Origin of the sequence: Nonomuraea sp. NPDC048901 (genome assembly GCF_040649695.1) — a bacterium.
Lineage (GTDB): Bacteria > Actinomycetota > Actinomycetes > Streptosporangiales > Streptosporangiaceae > Nonomuraea.
On the sequence record NZ_JBEZFW010000009.1, the window covers coordinates 141,891 to 160,289 of the forward strand.

Genomic DNA, 18,399 nt, shown 5'->3' on the forward strand with positions numbered 1-18,399 from the left:
GCCCGGTAGGGTCGGCCGGTGAGCAACGACCTGTTCTGCGAGATCGTCGCGGGCGAGCGGCCCGCCCACATCGTCCACTCCGACGAGATCGTCGTCGCCTTCCTCGACGTCCGCCCGGTCTTCAAGGGCCACGTCCTGGTCGTACCGAGGCTCCATGTCGAGACCTTCGGCGAGCTCGGCGACGTCGGCCCCTTCTTCGAGCGGGTCCAGCTGGTGACCCGCGCGGTCGAGGAGGGGCTGGAGGCGGCCGGTACGTTCGTCGCGATGAACAACCGCATCAGTCAGAGCGTGGCGCACCTGCACGTCCACGTGGTGCCGCGCAACCCGAAGGACGGGTTGCGCGGTTTCTTCTGGCCCCGCACCAAGTACGCCTCCGAGGAGGAGGCGCGGTCCTACGCCGAGCTGATCGCTAAAGCGCTTCCTGCGGAGTGACGACCCGCTCGGCCTTCGGCGGCCGGGTGACGAGCGGCAGCACGAGGGCCACCAGCGCGATGATCCCGATCACGGTGAACGCCGTGGTGTAGTTGTCGCCCGAGATGAGCGCGGCCGCGAGCAGCGGTCCGACGATCCCGCCGACGCTCCAGGCCACGATCATCAGCCCGTAGATGCCGCCCGCGTTGCGCAGGCCGAAGAAGTCGCCCGCGGTGGCGGGCATGGTGCCGAACCCGCCGCCGTAGCAGAGGTAGACCACCGCCGACAGGACCGCGAACAGGGCCACCTGCGAGGCGTGGCCGAGCAGCAGGAAGCAGATCCCCTGCAGGCCGAGCATCCCGGCGAAGGCGAACATCCGCCCGGTCCGCTCCGAGATCCAGCCCCAGAAGATCCGCCCGGCGCCGTTGAACAGCCCCATGACGCCGGTCAGCGTGGCCGCGGCGGCCGCGGTGTAGCCGGCGATGGACGTGGCGGCCGAGCTGATCACCGAGATGAGCGCGATGCCCGCCGTCACGTTGAGGCAGAGGATGGCGGCCAGCAGGTACCACTGCGGCGTACGCAGCGCCTCGCCCTGCGTGTACTCGCGCCCGCTGGCGGCGATCCGCCCGGTCGCGGCCACCTGGTAGTCGGCCGGCGGGTTGCGGAAGAAGAACGCGCCCACCAGCGTCATCACCAGGTACGCCACGCCCAGCGTGAGGAACGCCCTGGTCGGCACCGCCGGATTGGCCTCGACCAGCCGTTGCGCGACGGGCGAGGTCACCACGGCGCCGAAGCCGAAGCCGCCCACCGCGATCCCGGTGATCAGCCCGCGCTTGTCCGGGAACCACTTCTGCAGCATGGCGATCGGCACGATGTACCCGAGCCCGAGGCCGAAGCCCGCGATGACGCCGTAGCCGAGGATGAGCAGCCATAACTGGGAGTGATCGGCGGCGAAGCCGGCCAGCAGGATGCCGAGCGAGTAGAGCACGCCGCCCGCCAGGGCGACCGGTCGCGGGCCGCGTACGTCCTGGATCCGGCCGCCGATGAAGGTGCCCAGGAAGATCATGCCGATCGTCACCGAGAACGGCAGCGCGGCCTCCGCCTTGGTGAGGTCGAAGTCGCTCGCCTTGGCCTGGAGTGCCTTGGAGAACACGCTCCAGGAGTAGACGGCGCCCAGCGCGAGCTGGAAGAGTACCGCGGCCGCCGCGAGTAACCAGCGATTCATCCGACCCTCACCACCGCGTTGTAGTCGGGGATGCCCGCCTGTGGCGAGCGCTTGTTCCGGTCGATGAGCACCTCGCCCTCCGGCCAGTGGACCTGCAGGTTGCCCGGCGTGACGGGGGCGCGCACGACCCGCCCGGTCAGCTCGCCGGTGTCGCTCTTCAGCCGTACCGGGTCGCCGTCCTTCAGGCCGAGCCGGTCGGCGTCGATCGGGTTCATCAGCACGGCCTCGCGGGTGGCTCCGGTGAGGGCGTCGCGCTTCTCGTACACCATCGAGTTGAACTGCTTGCCCCGGCGGGTGGTGACCACGAACGTGCCGTCGGGGCGGTTCAGCGGCGGCACCTCGACCACCGAGAAGCGCGCCCGGCCGTCGGGGGTGGGGAACTTCCAGCCCGCGCAGAGCAGCGGGCCGCCGTACTGGAGGTTGTCGCCCTTGGCCTTGAGGTTCTCGATGCCCGCGTAGGCGGGGACGGACCGGGCGATGTCCTCGCGGATCTGCGGCGTGCCGGTATAGCGCACGTGTTCCGAAATTTCGGGACGTGTTCGGGCGGCCAGTTCGGTGGTGATCTTCCACTCCGGCCAGGCCTCGGGGAGGCGCGGGCCGGGGATCTCGGGGGAGAAGATGATCCGCCGCTCCGTGGAGGTGGCCGTGACCCCGCCGATCATCTCGTAGCGGGTCTGGGCGGGCAGCAGGAGCACCGCCGAGCCGGGCTCCACCAGCATCTGGCTCGACAGGCAGATGTCGATGTGCACCCGCAGCGGGATCCGGGCCAGCGCCCGGCGGCAGGCGGCCGGGTCGGGCAGGACCTCCAGGAAGTTGCCGCCGCTGGAGATCAGCACGTCCAGGTCGGCCTCCAGCATCTCGGGGGCGGTACGGCCGGGCGACGAGGGCACCTCGAAGCCCCACAGCTCCGCGAACGTGGCGGCGTTCTCCGGGGTGACGGCCAGGCCGCCCGGCAGCGCCGTGCTGTAGGCGCCCATCTCGGCGCCGCCCTGCACGCCGCTGTGGCCGCGGATGGGCATCAGCCCGGACTTCTCGCGGCCCACGAAGCCTCTGGTGAGCCCCAGGTTGATGATCGACCGGACGTTGTCCTCGCCGAACTCGTGCTGCGTGACGCCCATCGACCACACCAGCACGGCGGTCTTCGCCTCGTGGAGCATCCTGGCCAGCTCGCGCATGTCGTCTTCCGACGCCCCGGAGAGCGCGCTCAGCTCCTCGTACGAGCGCTTGCTCAGGGACTCGGCCAGCTCCGCGTAGCCCGCGGTGTGCGAGTCGACGAACTCATGGTCCACCCAGTTGTTGTCGATCATCATCTTGAGCACGCCGCTGAGGAACGCGACGTCGCCGCCCACGTTCACCAGGAAGAACCGGTCGGTGATCCGGGTGCCGAAGACCGCGCTCTCGATGTTCGACGGCACCCAGTACTTGTCCATGCCGGGCTCGCGATAGGTGTTGACCACCGCGACCTTCGTGCCCTCCTTCTTGGCGTGGTAGAGGTACTTCATCGCGACCGGCTGGTTGTTGGCCACGTTCGAGCCGATGAAGACGATCAGGTCGCTGCCGATCCAGTCCGCGTAGGAGCAGGTGGTGGCGGCCACGCCGAGCGACCCCTTCAGCGCCACGGTCGACGGCGAGTGGCAGATCCTGGCCGCGTTGTCGATCGAGTTGCCGCCCAGCGCGCGTACGGCCTTCTGCGCGGCGAAGTAGTTCTCGTTGGGTTCGCCGCGGCTGGTCATGTAGAGCCCGAACTTGTCCGGCCCGGCCTGCCGGAGCCGGTCGGCGGCCAGGTTCAGCGCCTCGTCCCAGCCGATCCGCCGGAACCCGGCCTCGCCGCTCTCCCGCAGCATCGGGTACGGCAGCCGGCCCAGGTCGCGTAACTCCGCGCTGCTCTTGCCGGCCAGCTGCGACACGTCAGAAAGCAGCCCGCCGTCCAGCGGCGGCATCGTGTTCAGCCGCAGCAGCCGCAGGCGGATGTTGCACAGATGGACCTCGTCCATCGTCCAGTCGCGTATGCCGGTGGTGCCGAGCGCGCAGCCGTCACAGGCGCCGTCACGCAGGATCCGCCAGGCATACCGCCGTTGACCGCGGTTCTCGCGGACGGCCTTCCAGATCTCGAGGTAGTTGTTGGGCTTCTGCTCGCCGAGCCCGAACGGTTTCAGGCCGGCCCAGTTCTTCGGATCGAGGCCCATGACAGGAACTCCTTGCTCTTTGTCGGAACGTAGATCGGGACTGTCGAAGCGTCAAGGCGGGCACTAGGCTCCGGCGGCGTGGAATACCTGGTCGGAGTCGCCGTGGTGACCGTGCTCGTGGGCGTGCCCGCGATCGTGCTCTGGAGGGTCCTGCGCGGGCGGCGCGAGCTGGGCACCAGCCCGGCCGAGCGGGCCACGTTCGAGACCCTGCACACCGCCTCACTGGCCGGGCCGCCGCTGCGCGCCGGGCTGACCGAGGAGGCCGTGCAGAAGGCGTCGCGGCACCTGCGTACGCTGCTCGGCTCGTCGGCGCTGGCGATCACCGACGGGAAGCGGCTGCTCGTCTACGACGGCGCGGGGGAGCACCACGCGGGTCAGGCGTTCGAGCACGCGGGCGCGACGCTGAAGGACGGCCGCACCCAGGTGCTCGCCATCGAGTGCGAGCTGCTCGAATGCCCGATCCGGCACGCCGTGGTCGTACCGCTCACCACCGACGACCGGGTCGTCGGCGCGCTGGCGGCCTACGGTCCGCACGCCTCGGCGGGGTTGGTCAGGGCCGCCCAGGAGGTGGCCGGTTGGGTGGACTCGCAGCTGGAGCTGGCCGAGCTGGACCGCTCCCGCACCCTGCTGATGGAGGCCGAGGTACGGGCGCTGCGGGCGCAGATCTCGCCGCACTTCATCTACAACTCGCTGACCACGATCGCGTCTTTCGTCCGCACCGACCCGGAACGCGCCCGCGAGCTGCTGCTGGAGTTCGCCGACTTCACCCGCTACTCCTTCCGCCGGCACGGCGAGTTCACCACGCTGGCCGAGGAGCTGCGCTCGATCGACCGCTACCTGATCCTGGAACGCGCCCGTTTCGGCGACCAGCTCCAGGTGACCCTCCGCATCGCCCCCGAGGTGCTGCCCGTCGCGGTGCCGTTCCTGTGCCTGCAGCCGCTGGTGGAGAACGCCGTCCGCCACGGCCTGGAGAGCAAGAACGGCGTCGGTCGCATCACGATCGTCGCCGAGGACGCCGGAGCCGAGTGCCGCCTCAGCGTCGAGGACGACGGCCTCGGCATGGAGCCCGACAAGCTGCGCCGCATCCTCGCAGGTGAGATAGCCCCCGCGGGCGGCGTGGGGCTGGCCAACGTGGACGAGCGACTGCGCCAGGTGTACGGAGACGAGTACGGGCTGGTCGTCGAGACGGGCCCCGGCGCGGGCACGAAGGTCAACATCAGGTTGCCGAAGTATCACCCCGGCGTCTCGGCCCGTTGACCTCGATCTTTGTTGTCGGTTTTATCACTGTGTATGGCACAACTCCGGGTCCTCGCCGTCGACGACGAGCTACCCGCTCTGGAAGACCTGTCGTACTTACTGCGCGCCGACCCTCGTATCGGGGAGGTGGCCACCGCGAGGGACGGCGCCGCGGCGCTGAAGCTGCTCGACCGGGCCATCGCCGACGGCCGGCCGATCGACGCCGTCTTCCTCGACATCAGGATGCGCGGGCTCGACGGCGTGGTGCTCGGGCGGCTGCTGTCGCAGTTCGCCAATCCGCCCCGGGTCGTGTTCGTCACCGCGTACGAGGAGCACGCGGTCGACGCCTTCGAGATCAAGGCCGAGGACTACCTGCTCAAACCGGTGCGCCCCGAACGGCTGGCCGAGGCGATCAGGCGGGTGGCCGTCTCGGCCGACGTGCCGGTCGAGCTCGGCGAGTCCGACACCATCCCGGTCGAGCTGGGCGGCGTGACCCGGTTCGTCTCCAGCGCCGACGTGGTGTACGTCGAGGCGCACGGCGACTACGCCCGCCTGCACACCGCCGCCGGCAGCCACCTGGTACGCATCCCGCTGGCCACGCTGGAGGACCGCTGGGCCTCGGCCGGGTTCGTCCGGGTGCACCGCAGCCACCTCGTCGCGGTCAAGCACATCGAGGAGCTGCACATCGACTCCGGCAAGTGCACGGTCCGGGTCGGCGACACCGAGATCCCGGTCAGCCGCCGCCACACCCGCGAACTGCGCGACATGCTCGTCCGCCGGGCCAAGAGAGGACGGCCGGAGTGAGCCCGGAGCCCCGCCCCGCCCGCCGGGTGCCGCTCGCCCGCCACGACACGGCGCGCCGGGTCACGGTGACGAGCCCTCGCACCGCCGCCGCGCGCCGCCCCCGCTACCCGGCCACCCGCGAGATCGACGAGCAGACGCACCTCGGCGAGGTGTACATGCGCTCGCTGCTACGCACCCAGTTCCGGCTGGCCCTGTTCGTCTGCACGGTGCTGGCGTGCGTGGTGGGCGGTCTGCCGCTGCTGTTCCTGGCCATCCCGGAGCTGCGCGAGGCGGACCTGCTGGGCATCCCGCTGCCGTGGGCGGTGCTCGCCGGCCTCATCTACCCCGCCTTCGTCGTGGGCGCGTGGCTCTACGTACGGCAGGCCGAACGCAACGAGCGCCACTTCGCCGACCTGGTCGAACGCCCATGAGCCTCACCGCGGTCGTCATCGTGGTGGTGGCGGCCGTGCTCATCGGGGCGTTCGGCATCCGGTTCTCCCGTACCACCTCCGACTTCTACGTCGCCTCCCGCTCGGTCAGCCCGCTGTGGAACGCCTCGGCGATCGGCGGCGAGTACCTGTCGGCGGCGTCGTTCCTCGGGGTGGCGGGGCTGATCCTGTCGTTCGGCGCCGACATGCTGTGGCTGCCCGTCGGCTGGACCGGCGGCTACCTCGTGCTGCTCGTGCTGGTCTCCGCGCCGTTGCGGCGCTCGGGCGCGTACACGCTGCCCGACTTCGCCGAGGCCAGGCTGGAGTCGATGACCGTACGCCGCACGGCCAGTGTGCTCGTCGTGCTCATCGGCTGGCTCTACCTGATGCCGCAGTTCCAGAGCGCGGGCCTGGTGCTGCGGACGGTCACCGGGGCGCCGGTGTGGGTGGGCGGGCTGCTGGTGGCGGCCGTGGTCGCGGTCAACGTGCTGTCGGGCGGCATGCGGTCGATCACGTTCGTGCAGGCGTTCCAGTACTGGCTCAAGCTGACGGCGCTGGCCGTACCGCTGGTGTTCCTGCTCATGGCGTGGCGCGCGGACGGGGCGCCGGCGGTGAGCGCGGCCGACGCGGCCACCTGGCAGGTGCCGCTCGCCGGCGGCAAGGAGTACGGCCTGTACTCGACGTACTCGCTGATCCTGGCCACCTTCCTCGGCACGATGGGCCTGCCGCACGTACTCGTCCGCTTCTACACCAACCCCGACGGCCGGACCGCGCGCCGCACCACGCTCGTGGTCCTGTCGCTGCTCGGCGCGTTCTACCTGCTGCCCGCGCTGTACGGCTGGCTGGGCCGGTTGTACGTACCCGAACTGGTGGGGACCGACGCGGTCGTGCTGACCCTGCCGGAGCGGATGGTCGGCGGCACCCTGGGCGACCTGCTGACCGCGCTCGTCACGGCGGGGGCGTTCGCGGCGTTCCTGTCCACCTCGTCGGGGCTGACCGTGTCGGTGGCCGGAGTGATCGCCCAGGACCTGCTCAAGGGCAGCGTCCGCTCGTTCAGGGCCGCCACGCTCATGGCGGTCGCGGTGCCGCTGGCCCTGGCGCTGTGGGCGCGGGCCCTGCCGGTGGCCGACGTGGTGGGGCTGGCGTTCGCGGTGGCGGCCTCGTCGTTCTGCCCGCTGCTCGTGCTCGGCATCTGGTGGCGCCGCCTCAGCACCACGGGCGCGCTGGCCGGGCTGCTCGTGGGCGGCGGCCTGGCCAGCGCGGCGGTGCTGGCCACGATCACCGGCGGGCCGTACGACGGGCTCGCGGGCGCCCTGCTGGCCCAGCCGGCCGCCTGGACGGTGCCGATCGCGTTCGCGGTGATGGTGTCGGTGTCGTTCCTGACGCCGCACCGGGTCCCGGCGGGAGTGGCGCGGACCATGGTCCGCCTGCACACCCCGGAGGACCTGGACCTGGACCGCGGCGACTGGCGGCCCCGCTCGTCCTGAGTCTCAAGGAGGCTGCTCGCCGGAGCCGCGGGTGATCAGTTCGACCGGTACCTTGACCCGCCGCGGCTGGTCCGAGGGGTCGAGGAGCAGGTCCACCGCGCTGCGGCCCAGCCGCGTCACGTCGTAGCGCACCACCGTCACCCCCGGGTTGAACACCTCCGCCAGCGCGAAGTCGTCGAAGCCCACGAACGCCGGGCGTTCGGGACGCTCGCGCAGCGCCTGGAGGATGCCGATCGCGGCCCGGTTGTTGGTGGCGAAGAACGCCGTCGGCGGGTCGGCCAGCGACAGCAGGCGCGTCACCTCCTGTCCGGCCCGCCACGGGTCGAACACCTCCCGCACCACCAGCGACTCGTCCACCGCCACCCCGGCCTCCCGCAGCGCCGCGCGGTAGCCGGAGGCGCGGTCGTGGACCGAGCTCAGCCCGTCGTCGTCGGAGATCAGCCCGATGCGCCGGTGTCCGTGCCGCAGCAGGTGCTCCGTCGCCATCCGGCCGCCCCTGACGTCGTCCAGCAGCACCACGTCCGCCTGCTCCAGGCCGTGCGGCACCCGGTCCACGAACACCGTGGTCAGGCCGCCGTGCTCGCCGAGCCAGCCGTGGTCGGCGGCCGACGGCACGATGATCAGCGAGTCGACGCCCCGGGCGTACATGGACTCCACGAGCATCCGCTCCCGCTCCGGACGCTCCTCGTACGAGCCGAAGACGACCAGCGCCTCATGGTCGGCCGCCGCCGATTCCACCGCCTTGGCCAGGCGGGAGTAGAACTCGTTGGAGATGTTCTCCATGACCAGGCCGAGGGTCAGCATGGTGGCGCGGCGGGCCAGCCGGCTGGCCGCCTCGTTGCGGCGGAAGCCGAGCGCGCTGATGGCCTCCTGCACCCGCTGCCGCAGCGGCGCGCTCACGTGCGGCTCCTGGTTGACCACCCGCGAGACGGTCTTCAGGCTCACCCCCGCGCGCCTGGCGACGTCGGCCATGGTCGGGTTGATGGCTCCCTTGTGGCCTGTCATATGGTGCCCCCATGGATGATGAATGGATCTGCGGACGGCTGGGCGAGGACGAGCCGTGGATGCTGGGCGCGGTCAACCCGCCGGTGTTCGAGAACTCCCTGTTCACCTTCGAGACGGCCGGCGAACTGGGTGAGGCGATCAGGAACGAGGACGAGCGCTACGTCTACTGGCGGGGCACCAACCCGACGGTCGACCTGGCGCAGCGCAAGCTTGCCGCGCTGGAGCGGGGGGAGCGGGCCAAGTGTTTCGCCTCGGGAATGGGCGCGATCGCCGCGACCATCTCCTCGCTGGTGAAGGCCGGTGACCATGTGCTGGTGCTGGGCGCGGTCTATGGGCCCACCACCCAGTTCCTGCGTTACCTGGAGAAGTTCGGCGTCACGCATACGCACGTCGATGACCTCGAAGGCTGTGACAGCGCTATCACGGCGAGCACCCGCCTACTCTACTTCGAGTCGCCCTCCTACATGGCCTACGCCGTCGTGGACATCGCGGAGGTGACCGCCTGGGCGCGGGAGCGGGGGCTGGTGACGGTGATGGACAACACCTGGTCCACGCCGCTGTTCCAGAAGCCGCTGACGCTCGGGGTGGACCTGGTCGTGCACTCGCTGTCGAAGTACATCGGCGGCCACAGCGACCTGGTCGGCGGCGTGGTGATCGGGCCGTCGCGGCTCATCAGGCCGCTGGCGCTGACCGAGTACCAGCTCTACGGGGCGGCCATGTCGCCGCACGACGCGGCCAAGGTGATCAAGGGCCTGCGTACGCTGCCGGTACGGATGGCGGCGCACCAGGAGCGCGGGCTGGCGGTGGCCGGGTTCCTGGCGGATCATCCGGCGGTGCGGCGGGTCAACTATCCGGGGCTGCCCTCGCATCCCGGTCACGCGCAGGCGCTTCGCCAGATGTCCGGCTTCTCCAGCCTGTTCAGCCTGGAACTGGACACCGACTCCCGGCCGGTGGTCGCAGCATTCATCGATTTGTTGCGATATTTCAGGATCGGGGTGTCTTGGGGAGGCTTTGAGAGTCTGGTCAACGCGCCCGCGCTCTCGACCGAGGAGAGCGTACGAGCGACCATGGGCATCCCGATCGGGCTGGTCCGTCTGTCGGTCGGGCTGGAACCCGCCGATACGTTGATCAAGGACCTCGGTCTAGCGCTGGAGGGTGCCAGTCCCCTAGCGTGATTGACAGCGCTGTCTTTCCTCTCTGGAGGCTCAGATGAGAACCCCCCTCCTCGCGTCCTTCGTCGCGGCAACCCTGGTGCTCGCGGGCTGCGGCTCCGGGTCGTCCTCTGGAGAGGTACGGCTGCGCATGATCGAGAGCCTGACCAGCCCCGAGCGGACGAAGCTGATCAAGACCTTGATCGCGGACTTCGAGAAGGCGAACCCGAAGATCAAGGTGGAGCTGATCTCGCCGCCGCTCGACAGCGCCGACCAGAAGATCACCCAGATCCTGCAGACGAAGAAGGGCTTGGACGTCCTGGAGGTCCGCGACCACACGGCCAAGTCCTTCTCCAACAACGGCTGGCTGGCCGTACTGCCGACCACGGACTGGCCGGGCTGGTCGGACCTGACCGAGCTGGCCCAGAAGAAGGCGGTCGAGGTCGGCGGCAAGCCGTACCTCATCCCGTACGGCTTCTATGAGCGCACGCTGTTCTACCGGACCGACTGGGGCATGACCCAGCCGCCCACGACCTGGCAGGAGCTCTACGAGGCCGGCAAGAAGATGACCTCGGGCGACAGGTTCGGCTACTCCTTCCGGGGCGGCAAGGGCGGCGCCGACTACGTCGTCCAGATGATCAGCGCCTACAACGGCGAGGCCCTGAACCCCGAGAAATCCTTCTTCCTCAAGGACAAGCGGACGATCTTCTCGACCCCCGAGGCCGTCCAGGCCACGGACCTGTTCGTGAAGATCTTCAAGGAGATCTCGCCGCCCGACTCGGTGTCGTGGGGCTACCCGGAGATGGTCCAGGGCTTCACCTCGGGCGTCACCGGCATGCTCATCCAGGACCCCGAAGTGATCAAGACGGTCGAGGAGAGCTCGGTCAAGACCTGGTCCACGGCCCCGATCCCCAAGGGCCCGTCGGGCTACGCCTTCCAGCCGGTCGGCTACGCCGGCTGGGGCGCGACCTCCTTCAGCCAGCACCCCAAGGAGGCGGTCAAGCTGGTGCAGTTCCTGTCGGAGGCCAAGCAGAGCATCGCCTTCGCCAAGGGCAACTCGCTCATCCCCATCTCCAAGCAGGCCCAGGGCGACCCGCAGTTCTCCCAGGGCGCCTGGAAGGCCTACCTTCAGGCGCAGCAGGACCCCAAGCAGGTGATCACGATCCGGCCGGTCGACTACCCGGGCTGGAGCCAGTTCCAGGTCGACTCCGACCGTGACGTGCAGGCGCTGCTCACCGGCAAGAAGACCACGGCCGAGGTGCTCAAGTCGTGGGACGCGTTCTGGACGGACCAGGCGAAGAAGGTCTCGTGAGCGTGGGATCCGCCAGACCCGCGTTCACCACCCGCAAGGCCAGGTTCATCGCCCTGTGCCTGCTGCCCGGCGTGGTCTTCGTGGTGCTCTTCACGTACTACCCGGTCATCCGCGGCGCGATCATCGCCTTCCAGCAGTACAACCTGTTCGACCTGACCTCGACGCCGTTCGTGGGCCTGGAGAACTTCCGTGCCGTGCTGGCCGAGGACCGGTTCTGGACGGCGCTCCGCAACACCGGCACCTGGGTGGTCGTGTCGCTGTTCTTCCAGTTCTTCCTCGGCTTCGGGCTGGCGCTGCTGCTGCGGCGGCACTTCCGCGGCCGGGGGCTCTACCAGGCGTGGGTGTTCTTCCCCTGGGCGATGTCGGGGTTCCTGATCGGGCTGCTGTGGCGGTGGATGTTCAACGGGCAGTTCGGGGTGATCAACGACCTGCTGCTCAGGAGCGGGATCATCGAGCACCGCATCGGCTTCCTCGCGACGCCCGGGTGGGCGATGACCTCGGTCATCATCGCCAACGTCTGGTACGGCGTGACGTTCTTCGCCATCATGATCATGGCGGCCCTGCAGTCGGTGCCCCGTGAGCTCTACGAGGCGGCGGACGTGGACGGGGCGTCACGGCTGAGGCAGTTCTGGCACGTGACGCTGCCGCACATCCGGCCGACGCTGGCGCTGATCGTGCTGCTGCGCATCATCTGGATCCTGAACTTCCCCGACCTGATCTACTCGATGACCGGCGGCGGACCCGCGGGGAGCACCGACATCATCACCACGTTCCTCATCCAGCAGGTGATCGGCGGCGACTACGGCCGAGGGGGCGCGGTCGGCATGCTCGTCCTCGGCCTGCTGCTCGCCTTCAGCGTCTTCTACCTGAACGCCACCCGATTCGAGAAGGCCCGATGATTCAAGAAAGGATGAGACGCCTGGCCAAAGCGATCGTGCTCGGCGTCTGGCTGCTGATCACGCTCTTCCCCCTCTACTGGATCGTCGTCACCTCGCTCAAGCCCAAGGCCGAGATCTTCTCGATGCCGATCAAATACTGGCCGGGCAACGTGACGTTCGAGCACTACGCGGACCTGTTCTCCTTCGCCGACTTCGGCACCTACCTGCTCAACAGCCTGCTCGTCTCGCTGGTGGCGGCCGGGGCGGTGACCATGATCGGCGTGCTCGGCGGCTACACGCTGGCCCGCTTCAGCTTCCCCGGGCGGGGTGCGCTCATGCTGGCCTTCCTGGTCACCCAGATGCTCCCGCTGTTCATCGCGCTCGGCCCGCTCTATCTGCTGATGTCCGACCTCGACCTGCTCAACCGGCTGGCCGGGCTCATGCTCGTGTACGTCGCCATGCTGGTGCCGTTCTCCACGATCATCATGCGCGGCTTCTACGAGCGCGTCCCCGTGGCCCTGGAGGAGGCCGCGCAGGTCGACGGGGCCTCCCGGCTGGTCGCCATGGTCCGGGTGGTGATCCCGGTGATGCTGCCGGGCATCGCCGCGACGTTCATCTTCGCCTTCGTGCAGTGCTGGAACGAGTTGTTCCTGGCGATCACGTTCATCGACAGCGAGGACGCCAAGACCATCCCCGTCGCCATGAACTCCTTCATCACCCAGTACGACATCGACTGGGGCTCGATGGCCGCCGCCACCGTGGTCTCGGTGCTGCCGACGCTGGTGCTGTTCGCCGCGATCCGCCGCTACATCGTCGAAGGGCTCACGGCCGGCGCGGTCAAGGGGTGACGACCGTCAGCCGGTGAGCGCGGCCATGAGCTCGTCTCTGCCGCTGGCGCCGGTCTTGCGGAACACCGCCTTCAGGTGGTCGTTGACCGTGTGCACCGACAGGTCGAGGCGGCGGGCGATCTGCTTGGGGGCCGCGCCGTCGTACAGGCACTCCACGACGCACCGTTCGCGCGGCGTGATGCCGTACCAGTCGCAGAAGGAGGGGAGCAGCAGCGGGCCGGTGGCCGCCTGGATGACGATGGCCACATCGCCGTCGCCGTCGGGGGAGAGGGGCTGGCCCTCGATCACCGTCCAGCGGCCGAAGCTGGCCGCCGGCGCGCAGATCAGCGGGCGCCAGGAGTCGGGGTCGCGGGCGTACGTCCGCGTGTCGAGTGACAGGCCGATCATCGACGTGTCGGCCAGCCAGTCGGGCAGGTCGCACCGGCCGGGCGTCCACATCTGCGCCAGCCACGCGCGGGCCTGCGGCGTGACCGCGCGGACGGCGTGGTCGGCGCCTATCACGATCAGGCCCGCGGGCAGCACCGGGAACGACGGGGTCAGCGGCGCGACGGTCACATAGCGGCGCAGCGCGGCCAGCAGCGCCGGGGCCAGCCGTACCGCTCTGTCCGCGTCCTCGGCGCCGAACGGCCGCCCGCCCTCCGAGCGGATCAGCCCGAGCAACCCCCACACGCCGCGGGAGTCGCGCAGCAGCAGTCGGAGTTCGCAGCCCGCACCGTGTGCCAGCAGCACCTCCCGCGTCAGCCGGTCGCCGTGCAGGTCGCACGGCCCCTCGCCGTGCTGCTTGCAGCGGCTGCCGTCGCATCCCGCGCCCACCAGGCCCACCGGCACGGGCCGCCGGGCCAGCGCGGCCGGGCGGCACGGATCGTCGTCAAGGTAGCGGCTCATCGCGAGCGCGCGGATGAGCGCCGGCTCGTAGCGGTGCCAGAAGCTGAAGGACCCGAGCCCCAGCCCGGTCGCCGGGCTGGTGCCGACCAGCCGCAGCGCGTCATGACTGACCCACCGCGAGACGGCGCGCGAGATCGCCTCACCCAGCTCGTCGGGGCTGGCGCCCTGCCCCATCGCCGCGTTGAGCTCGCGGAAGAGCCGATCCTCCGATGGAATCACGCCGATCACATCAGCATGGCGGGAGGGCTCACCACAATCGCCTCTCAGGGTAGTCATTTGATCACTCAGAGTAAGTATGAACCTGATGGCCTTTCGCCCCGAGTGTGCTGTAAGGAGGCAAGGTGGCAGATGAGTTACTGGTGGTGAGATGTCAGCTCGCTCAAGGAGCCGGGCCGGTTCGCGCCGTGGCTGGCTGTTCACGATGCAGGCGCGAATTGCCGTGACCGTTCATCGCGGCGCCGGTGCTAGTCGTCGTGACCGTTCATCGCGTGGATGCGACCTTTCGCCGCAACTCCCTCCCAACTAGGCGCTGAGCTGCGGCGGCTCGCCGAACAGCCTCCCCAGGGGCCTCCACGAAGGATAGGTTTCGCTCCTATCTTGTGCGTGATCCGCATCACAGTGGAGGGCTCGTGACGACTAAACAACATGACGCATCCGTCTATGAAGAGATTCAGGGGAGCGCCGAATTCCAGGACCTGAAGCGGCGCTTCCGGCGGTGGACGTTCCCGATGACCGCGGCGTTCCTGGTGTGGTACCTGCTCTACGTGGTGCTGTCCGGGTGGGCGCGTGACTTCATGGGGATCAAGCTGTTCGGCAACATCAACGTGGCGCTGATCTTCGGCCTGCTGCAGTTCGTCTCCACGTTCTGGATCGCGTGGGCGTACTCCAGGCACGCCGACAAGAAGCTCGACCCGATCGCCGACAAGCTCCGCCACGAGGTCGAGGAGAAGACCCAGTGAAGTCCGAGACCCTGGCCACCATCCTATTCCTCACCTTCGTCGCGCTCACGCTGGTCATCACGTTCTGGGCCAGCAGGCAGACGAAGACCGCGGCCGACTACTACGCCGGCGGCCGGTCGTTCAGCGGCGTGCAGAACGGCCTGGCGATCGGCGGCGACTACATGTCGGCCGCGTCCTTCCTCGGCATCGCCGGCATCATCGCCCTGTCCGGCTACGACGGGTTCCTCTACTCCATCGGCTTCCTGGTGGCGTGGCTGGTCGCGCTGCTGCTGGTCGCCGAGCTGATGCGTAACTCCGGCAAGTTCACGATGGCCGACGTGCTGGCCTTCCGGATGAGCCCGCGCCCGGTCAGGACCGCCGCGGGCGTGTCCACGATCACGGTGAGCATCTTCTACCTGCTGGCGCAGATGGTGGGCGCGGGCGCCCTGGTAGGCCTGCTGCTCGGCATCACCAGCCCCTCGGGCAAGGCGTGGACGATCGTCGGGGTGGGCGCCCTGATGATCGTGTACGTGGTGTTCGGCGGCATGAAGGGCACCACCTGGGTGCAGATCGTCAAGGCCGTCCTGCTGATGACCGGCGCCGCCCTGATCACCCTCCTGGTGCTGGGCCACTACGGCTTCAACCTGTCGTCCCTGCTGGGCGACGCGGCGACGCAGAGCGGCAAGGGCGAGGCATTCCTCAACGCGGGTGGCAAGTACGCCACGGCGGCGCAGGGACTCACGGGCAAGATCGACCTGATCAGCCTCGGTCTCGCCCTGGTCCTCGGTACGGCGGGCCTGCCGCACATCCTGATCCGCTTCTACACGGTCCCGACGGCCAAGGACGCCCGCAAGTCGGTGCTCTGGGGCATCGGCATCATCGGCGTCTTCTACCTGCTCACCCTGGTCCTCGGCTTCGGCGCGGCGGCCCTGGTCGGCAGCAAGGCCATCGCCGCCTCGGACAAGGCGGGCAACACGGCCGCACCGCTGCTGGCCAAGGCCGTCGGCGAGACGTTCCTCGGCTCGGCGGGCGGCACGATCCTGCTGGCGCTGATCGGCGCGGTGGCCTTCGCCACGATCCTGGCCGTGGTGGCCGGGCTCACGCTGGCCTCCTCCTCCAGTTTCTCGCACGACCTGTACGCGCACGTGTTCCGGCGCGGCAACGCCACCGAGCGCGAGGAGGTGCTGGTGGCCCGCATCTCGGCGTTCGTCATCGGCGCGGTCGCCATCGGCCTCGGCATCCTGGCGCAGGGACAGAACGTCGCGTTCCTGGTGGCGCTGGCGTTCGCGGTGGCCGCCTCGGGCAACCTGCCGGCGATCCTCTACAGCCTGTTCTGGAAGAGGTTCAACACCGCGGGCGCGGTCAGCGCCATCTACGGTGGCCTGATCTCCGCCCTGCTGCTGGTCATCTTCTCGCCGGTGGTGTCCGGCTCGGAGACGGCCCTGTTCAAGACGGCGCACTTCAACTGGTTCCCGCTGAGCAACCCGGGCATCATCTCGATCCCGCTGGGCTTCCTGTTCGGCTACCTCGGCACGATCCTGAGCAAGGAGTACAACGCGGCCAAGTACGCCGAGATCGAGGTCCGCTCGCTCACCGGTGTCGGCGCCGAGAAGGCGGCCGAGCACTGACACCCGCTGGTCAAAGGGGCCCGGCTCCGGCCGGGCCCTTTCGTCTGCCACCCGCGCCGAGCAGGTACAGCAGGGCCCCACCACGAGCGGATCCAGACCGCCACGTCCGGCACCTCCTGCGCGTTGACGTGCGAGACGGCCTTGGGCAGCCGCCCCACAGCAGGTAGCGGGTGACCGCGCGGTCCTGCCGGATCTCCACGCCCATGTTCAGCGGCACCTCGACGCCGAGCAAGGCGAGCACCGCCAGGCCGAAGAAGCTCCAGTTGCCGAGGTTGATCCCGTGCTCGGCCGACGGGCTCCAGGCCGCGAAGTCCCATGGGTTCGTCGCCGCCGCGTTGCCCTGCAGCAGGTAGGCGAGCCCGGCCGCGAAGACGAACGCGATGATCCACCAGCCGAACGCGGCCGGACCGGCGCTCTGGATCACCGCGGCGTTCGTGATGAACAGCACGATCGCCACGAAGATGGCGACCATGTCGAACGTGGTGAGCACCTTCGGCAGGATCCCGCCCGCCACCCGCTCGGACAGCAGGTCGTCGCCGGACGTCGTCATGGGGCGGCCCCCCTCAGCAGCGGTTACCTGCCAAGATCCGCCGCGCACCGACCGGCGTCAAGCAGCCACGACCGCCGCGCTCCGACCGGCGTCAAGGAGCCACAGGCTCCGCGCGGAGTTTGGCGGAATGCTGTACCAGGGTGATCAGCACCTCCCTGCTCGAGTCGCGCTTCCTGGCGTCGCACATGATGATCGGGATTGACGGGTTCAGCTGGAGCGCCAGCCGTACCTCGTCGAGCTCGAACGTCCGCGAGCCCTCGAAGCAGTTGACCGCCACCACGAACGGCGTGCCACGGCGCTCGAAGTAGTCGATCGAGGGGAAGCAGTCGGCCAGGCGGCGGGTGTCGGCCAGGATGACCGCGCCCAGCGAGCCCTCGGCCAACTCGTCCCAGACGAACCAGAACCGCTCCTGCCCCGGCGTGCCGAACAGGTACAGCACGTAGTCGGGGCTGAGCGTGATGCGGCCGAAGTCCATCGCCACGGTCGTCGTCCGCTTGGCCTCCACGGATGAGATGTCGTCGATGCCGATGCCGCGGTCGGTCAGGATCTCCTCGGTCCGCAGGGGGCGCGTCTCGGAGACCGCGCCGACCAGCGTGGTCTTGCCCGCGCCGAAACCACCCGCGACCAGGATCTTGATCGCGGTCGGCAGGCGCGGGCGGTCAGAGCGATCGAAGGCCATCGAGCACCGCCCTGTACATCTTCATATCGTTCATGTCCACCTCGGATTGCGGTTCCTGGGCCGAGACGAGTTCCTTGTCGAACAGGTCGCCGAGGAGCACCCGGATCGTGCCCGCGGGCAGGTCCAGGTGCGCGGCGATCTCGGCGACGGACTTGGGCTCGCGGCAGAGCCGCAGGATCGACAGATGTTCGGGGTCGAGCCCGGCCTCGGGACCGGGCGTCGGGCCGATGGCCAGGGCCATGGAGATCAGGTCGAATTTGCCGTGGGTGGGCTGGGTCCGCCCCCGCGTCACCACGTAGGGCCGGATGATCTCCGGATCGACCCAGTGCTCGTCCTCGGGCCCGTCCGTGGGGCCGTGGCCAGGGGTGTTCACCGATCACCCCTGGCCACGGCCTCGGCGCGGGCGCCCGAGGTGAGGTATTGGCCGACCCGGGCGACGAGCATGGCCATCTCGTAGGCGACCAGGCCGATGTCCGCGTTCTGCGCGCACAGGACGGCCAGGCACGCCCGTTCACCCGCCACGGTCACGATGAGGAATCGCGAGCGCCACTCCACCACCGTCTGCTTTACCACGCCACCGCTCACATGCTCCGACAGACCCTTGGCCAGGCTCTGCAGCCCGGAGGCCACCGCTGACAGATGCTCACCGTCGGGGGGGGGCGCCCCCCCCCCCCCCCCCCCAAAACCCCCCCCCCCCCCCCACACCCGAGCTGGGGGGGCCGCCCGAGACAGCGCCCACACGACATCTGGGGAGCCAGGAGTAATAGAG

The 18,399-nt window shown here is 69.4% G+C and carries 18 protein-coding genes and 1 pseudogene; 11 read left to right on the forward strand and 8 right to left on the reverse strand.

What is annotated here, in order from left to right; translation table 11 throughout:
• Nucleotides 1–18: 18 nt before the first annotated feature.
• Entirely contained in the window at nucleotides 19–432 is a 414-nt protein-coding gene (locus AB0C30_RS30505; protein WP_357951120.1) for an HIT family protein, read from the forward strand.
• Here AB0C30_RS30505 and AB0C30_RS30510 read toward each other — a convergent pair.
• Both AB0C30_RS30510 and AB0C30_RS30515 read right to left on the reverse strand, forming a co-directional pair.
• On the reverse strand, nucleotides 410–1,636 hold the full coding sequence (locus AB0C30_RS30510) for an OFA family MFS transporter (RefSeq protein WP_357951123.1): 1,227 nt from the start codon (nucleotides 1,634–1,636) through the stop codon (nucleotides 410–412). The two genes, AB0C30_RS30505 and AB0C30_RS30510, sit on opposite strands and share 23 nt — an antisense overlap.
• Complete coding sequence (locus AB0C30_RS30515; protein ID WP_357951126.1) at nucleotides 1,633–3,822, reverse strand: FdhF/YdeP family oxidoreductase; 2,190 nt, start codon at nucleotides 3,820–3,822, stop codon at nucleotides 1,633–1,635. The genes AB0C30_RS30510 and AB0C30_RS30515 overlap by 4 nt, the downstream gene beginning before the upstream one ends.
• A 78-nt stretch (nucleotides 3,823–3,900) precedes the next feature.
• Here AB0C30_RS30515 and AB0C30_RS30520 point away from each other — a divergent pair, with 78 nt between their 5' ends.
• Genes AB0C30_RS30520 through AB0C30_RS30535 form a run of 4 tightly spaced genes read left to right on the forward strand, consistent with a single transcriptional unit; the run spans nucleotide 3,901 to nucleotide 7,756 of the window.
• Entirely contained in the window at nucleotides 3,901–5,079 is a 1,179-nt protein-coding gene (locus AB0C30_RS30520; protein ID WP_357951129.1) for a histidine kinase, read from the forward strand.
• 33 nt (nucleotides 5,080–5,112) lie between these two features.
• Nucleotides 5,113–5,862 carry a LytTR family DNA-binding domain-containing protein gene (locus AB0C30_RS30525; RefSeq protein ID WP_357951131.1) on the forward strand — a complete coding sequence of 250 codons (750 nt, stop codon included), beginning with the start codon at nucleotides 5,113–5,115 and terminating at the stop codon, nucleotides 5,860–5,862.
• Nucleotides 5,859–6,272, forward strand: coding sequence for a hypothetical protein (locus AB0C30_RS30530; RefSeq protein WP_357951134.1), 414 nt, complete (start codon nucleotides 5,859–5,861; stop codon nucleotides 6,270–6,272). Before AB0C30_RS30525 ends, AB0C30_RS30530 begins: the two co-directional genes overlap by 4 nt.
• A complete protein-coding gene (locus AB0C30_RS30535; RefSeq protein WP_357951136.1) occupies nucleotides 6,269–7,756 on the forward strand; it encodes a cation acetate symporter in 1,488 nt (495 codons plus the stop codon). Before AB0C30_RS30530 ends, AB0C30_RS30535 begins: the two co-directional genes overlap by 4 nt.
• Before the next feature lie 3 nt (nucleotides 7,757–7,759).
• On the opposite strand, the gene AB0C30_RS30540 is transcribed toward AB0C30_RS30535, so the two are convergent.
• Nucleotides 7,760–8,761 (reverse strand): LacI family DNA-binding transcriptional regulator, encoded by a 1,002-nt coding sequence (locus AB0C30_RS30540; RefSeq protein ID WP_357951139.1) that lies wholly within the window; start codon nucleotides 8,759–8,761, stop codon nucleotides 7,760–7,762.
• Between the two features lie 11 nt (nucleotides 8,762–8,772).
• Between AB0C30_RS30540 and AB0C30_RS30545 the strand changes: the two genes are divergently transcribed.
• Genes AB0C30_RS30545 through AB0C30_RS30560 form a run of 4 tightly spaced genes read left to right on the forward strand, consistent with a single transcriptional unit; the run spans nucleotide 8,773 to nucleotide 12,950 of the window.
• Nucleotides 8,773–9,936, forward strand: coding sequence for an aminotransferase class I/II-fold pyridoxal phosphate-dependent enzyme (locus tag AB0C30_RS30545; protein ID WP_357951142.1), 1,164 nt, complete (start codon nucleotides 8,773–8,775; stop codon nucleotides 9,934–9,936).
• Nucleotides 9,937–9,970: 34 nt separating this feature from the next.
• Nucleotides 9,971–11,224 carry a sugar ABC transporter substrate-binding protein gene (locus AB0C30_RS30550; RefSeq protein WP_357951144.1) on the forward strand — a complete coding sequence of 418 codons (1,254 nt, stop codon included), beginning with the start codon at nucleotides 9,971–9,973 and terminating at the stop codon, nucleotides 11,222–11,224.
• Nucleotides 11,221–12,123, forward strand: a complete 903-nt coding sequence (locus AB0C30_RS30555; RefSeq protein WP_357951147.1) for a sugar ABC transporter permease — start codon at nucleotides 11,221–11,223, stop codon at nucleotides 12,121–12,123. The genes AB0C30_RS30550 and AB0C30_RS30555 overlap by 4 nt, the downstream gene beginning before the upstream one ends.
• Nucleotides 12,120–12,950, forward strand: coding sequence for a carbohydrate ABC transporter permease (locus AB0C30_RS30560; protein ID WP_357951150.1), 831 nt, complete (start codon nucleotides 12,120–12,122; stop codon nucleotides 12,948–12,950). Before AB0C30_RS30555 ends, AB0C30_RS30560 begins: the two co-directional genes overlap by 4 nt.
• A 6-nt stretch (nucleotides 12,951–12,956) precedes the next feature.
• Here the strand turns inward: AB0C30_RS30560 and AB0C30_RS30565 are convergent, their stop codons facing one another.
• Nucleotides 12,957–14,054 (reverse strand): helix-turn-helix transcriptional regulator, encoded by a 1,098-nt coding sequence (locus AB0C30_RS30565; RefSeq protein ID WP_357951152.1) that lies wholly within the window; start codon nucleotides 14,052–14,054, stop codon nucleotides 12,957–12,959.
• Nucleotides 14,055–14,464: 410 nt separating this feature from the next.
• Between AB0C30_RS30565 and AB0C30_RS30570 the strand changes: the two genes are divergently transcribed.
• Complete coding sequence (locus AB0C30_RS30570; protein WP_357951155.1) at nucleotides 14,465–14,794, forward strand: DUF485 domain-containing protein; 330 nt, start codon at nucleotides 14,465–14,467, stop codon at nucleotides 14,792–14,794.
• Nucleotides 14,791–16,401, forward strand: a complete 1,611-nt coding sequence (locus AB0C30_RS30575; RefSeq protein WP_357951157.1) for a cation acetate symporter — start codon at nucleotides 14,791–14,793, stop codon at nucleotides 16,399–16,401. Before AB0C30_RS30570 ends, AB0C30_RS30575 begins: the two co-directional genes overlap by 4 nt.
• 10 nt (nucleotides 16,402–16,411) lie before the next feature.
• Here AB0C30_RS30575 and AB0C30_RS30580 read toward each other — a convergent pair whose 3' ends face one another.
• From AB0C30_RS30580 to AB0C30_RS30595, 4 genes and pseudogenes are all read right to left on the reverse strand, one after another.
• On the reverse strand, nucleotides 16,412–16,951 hold the full coding sequence (locus tag AB0C30_RS30580; RefSeq protein WP_357951159.1) for a hypothetical protein: 540 nt from the start codon (nucleotides 16,949–16,951) through the stop codon (nucleotides 16,412–16,414).
• Between the two features lie 91 nt (nucleotides 16,952–17,042).
• Complete coding sequence (locus AB0C30_RS30585) at nucleotides 17,043–17,630, reverse strand: ATP/GTP-binding protein (protein WP_357951161.1); 588 nt, start codon at nucleotides 17,628–17,630, stop codon at nucleotides 17,043–17,045.
• Nucleotides 17,611–18,003: a DUF742 domain-containing protein gene (locus AB0C30_RS30590; protein WP_357951163.1), complete on the reverse strand. Its 393-nt coding sequence runs from the start codon at nucleotides 18,001–18,003 to the stop codon at nucleotides 17,611–17,613. The genes AB0C30_RS30585 and AB0C30_RS30590 overlap by 20 nt, the downstream gene beginning before the upstream one ends.
• Nucleotides 18,000–18,281 (reverse strand): annotated as a pseudogene (locus AB0C30_RS30595) (roadblock/LC7 domain-containing protein); the annotation flags it as partial. The gene AB0C30_RS30590 and the pseudogene AB0C30_RS30595, both read right to left, overlap by 4 nt.
• Between the last annotated feature and the right edge of the window lie 118 nt (nucleotides 18,282–18,399).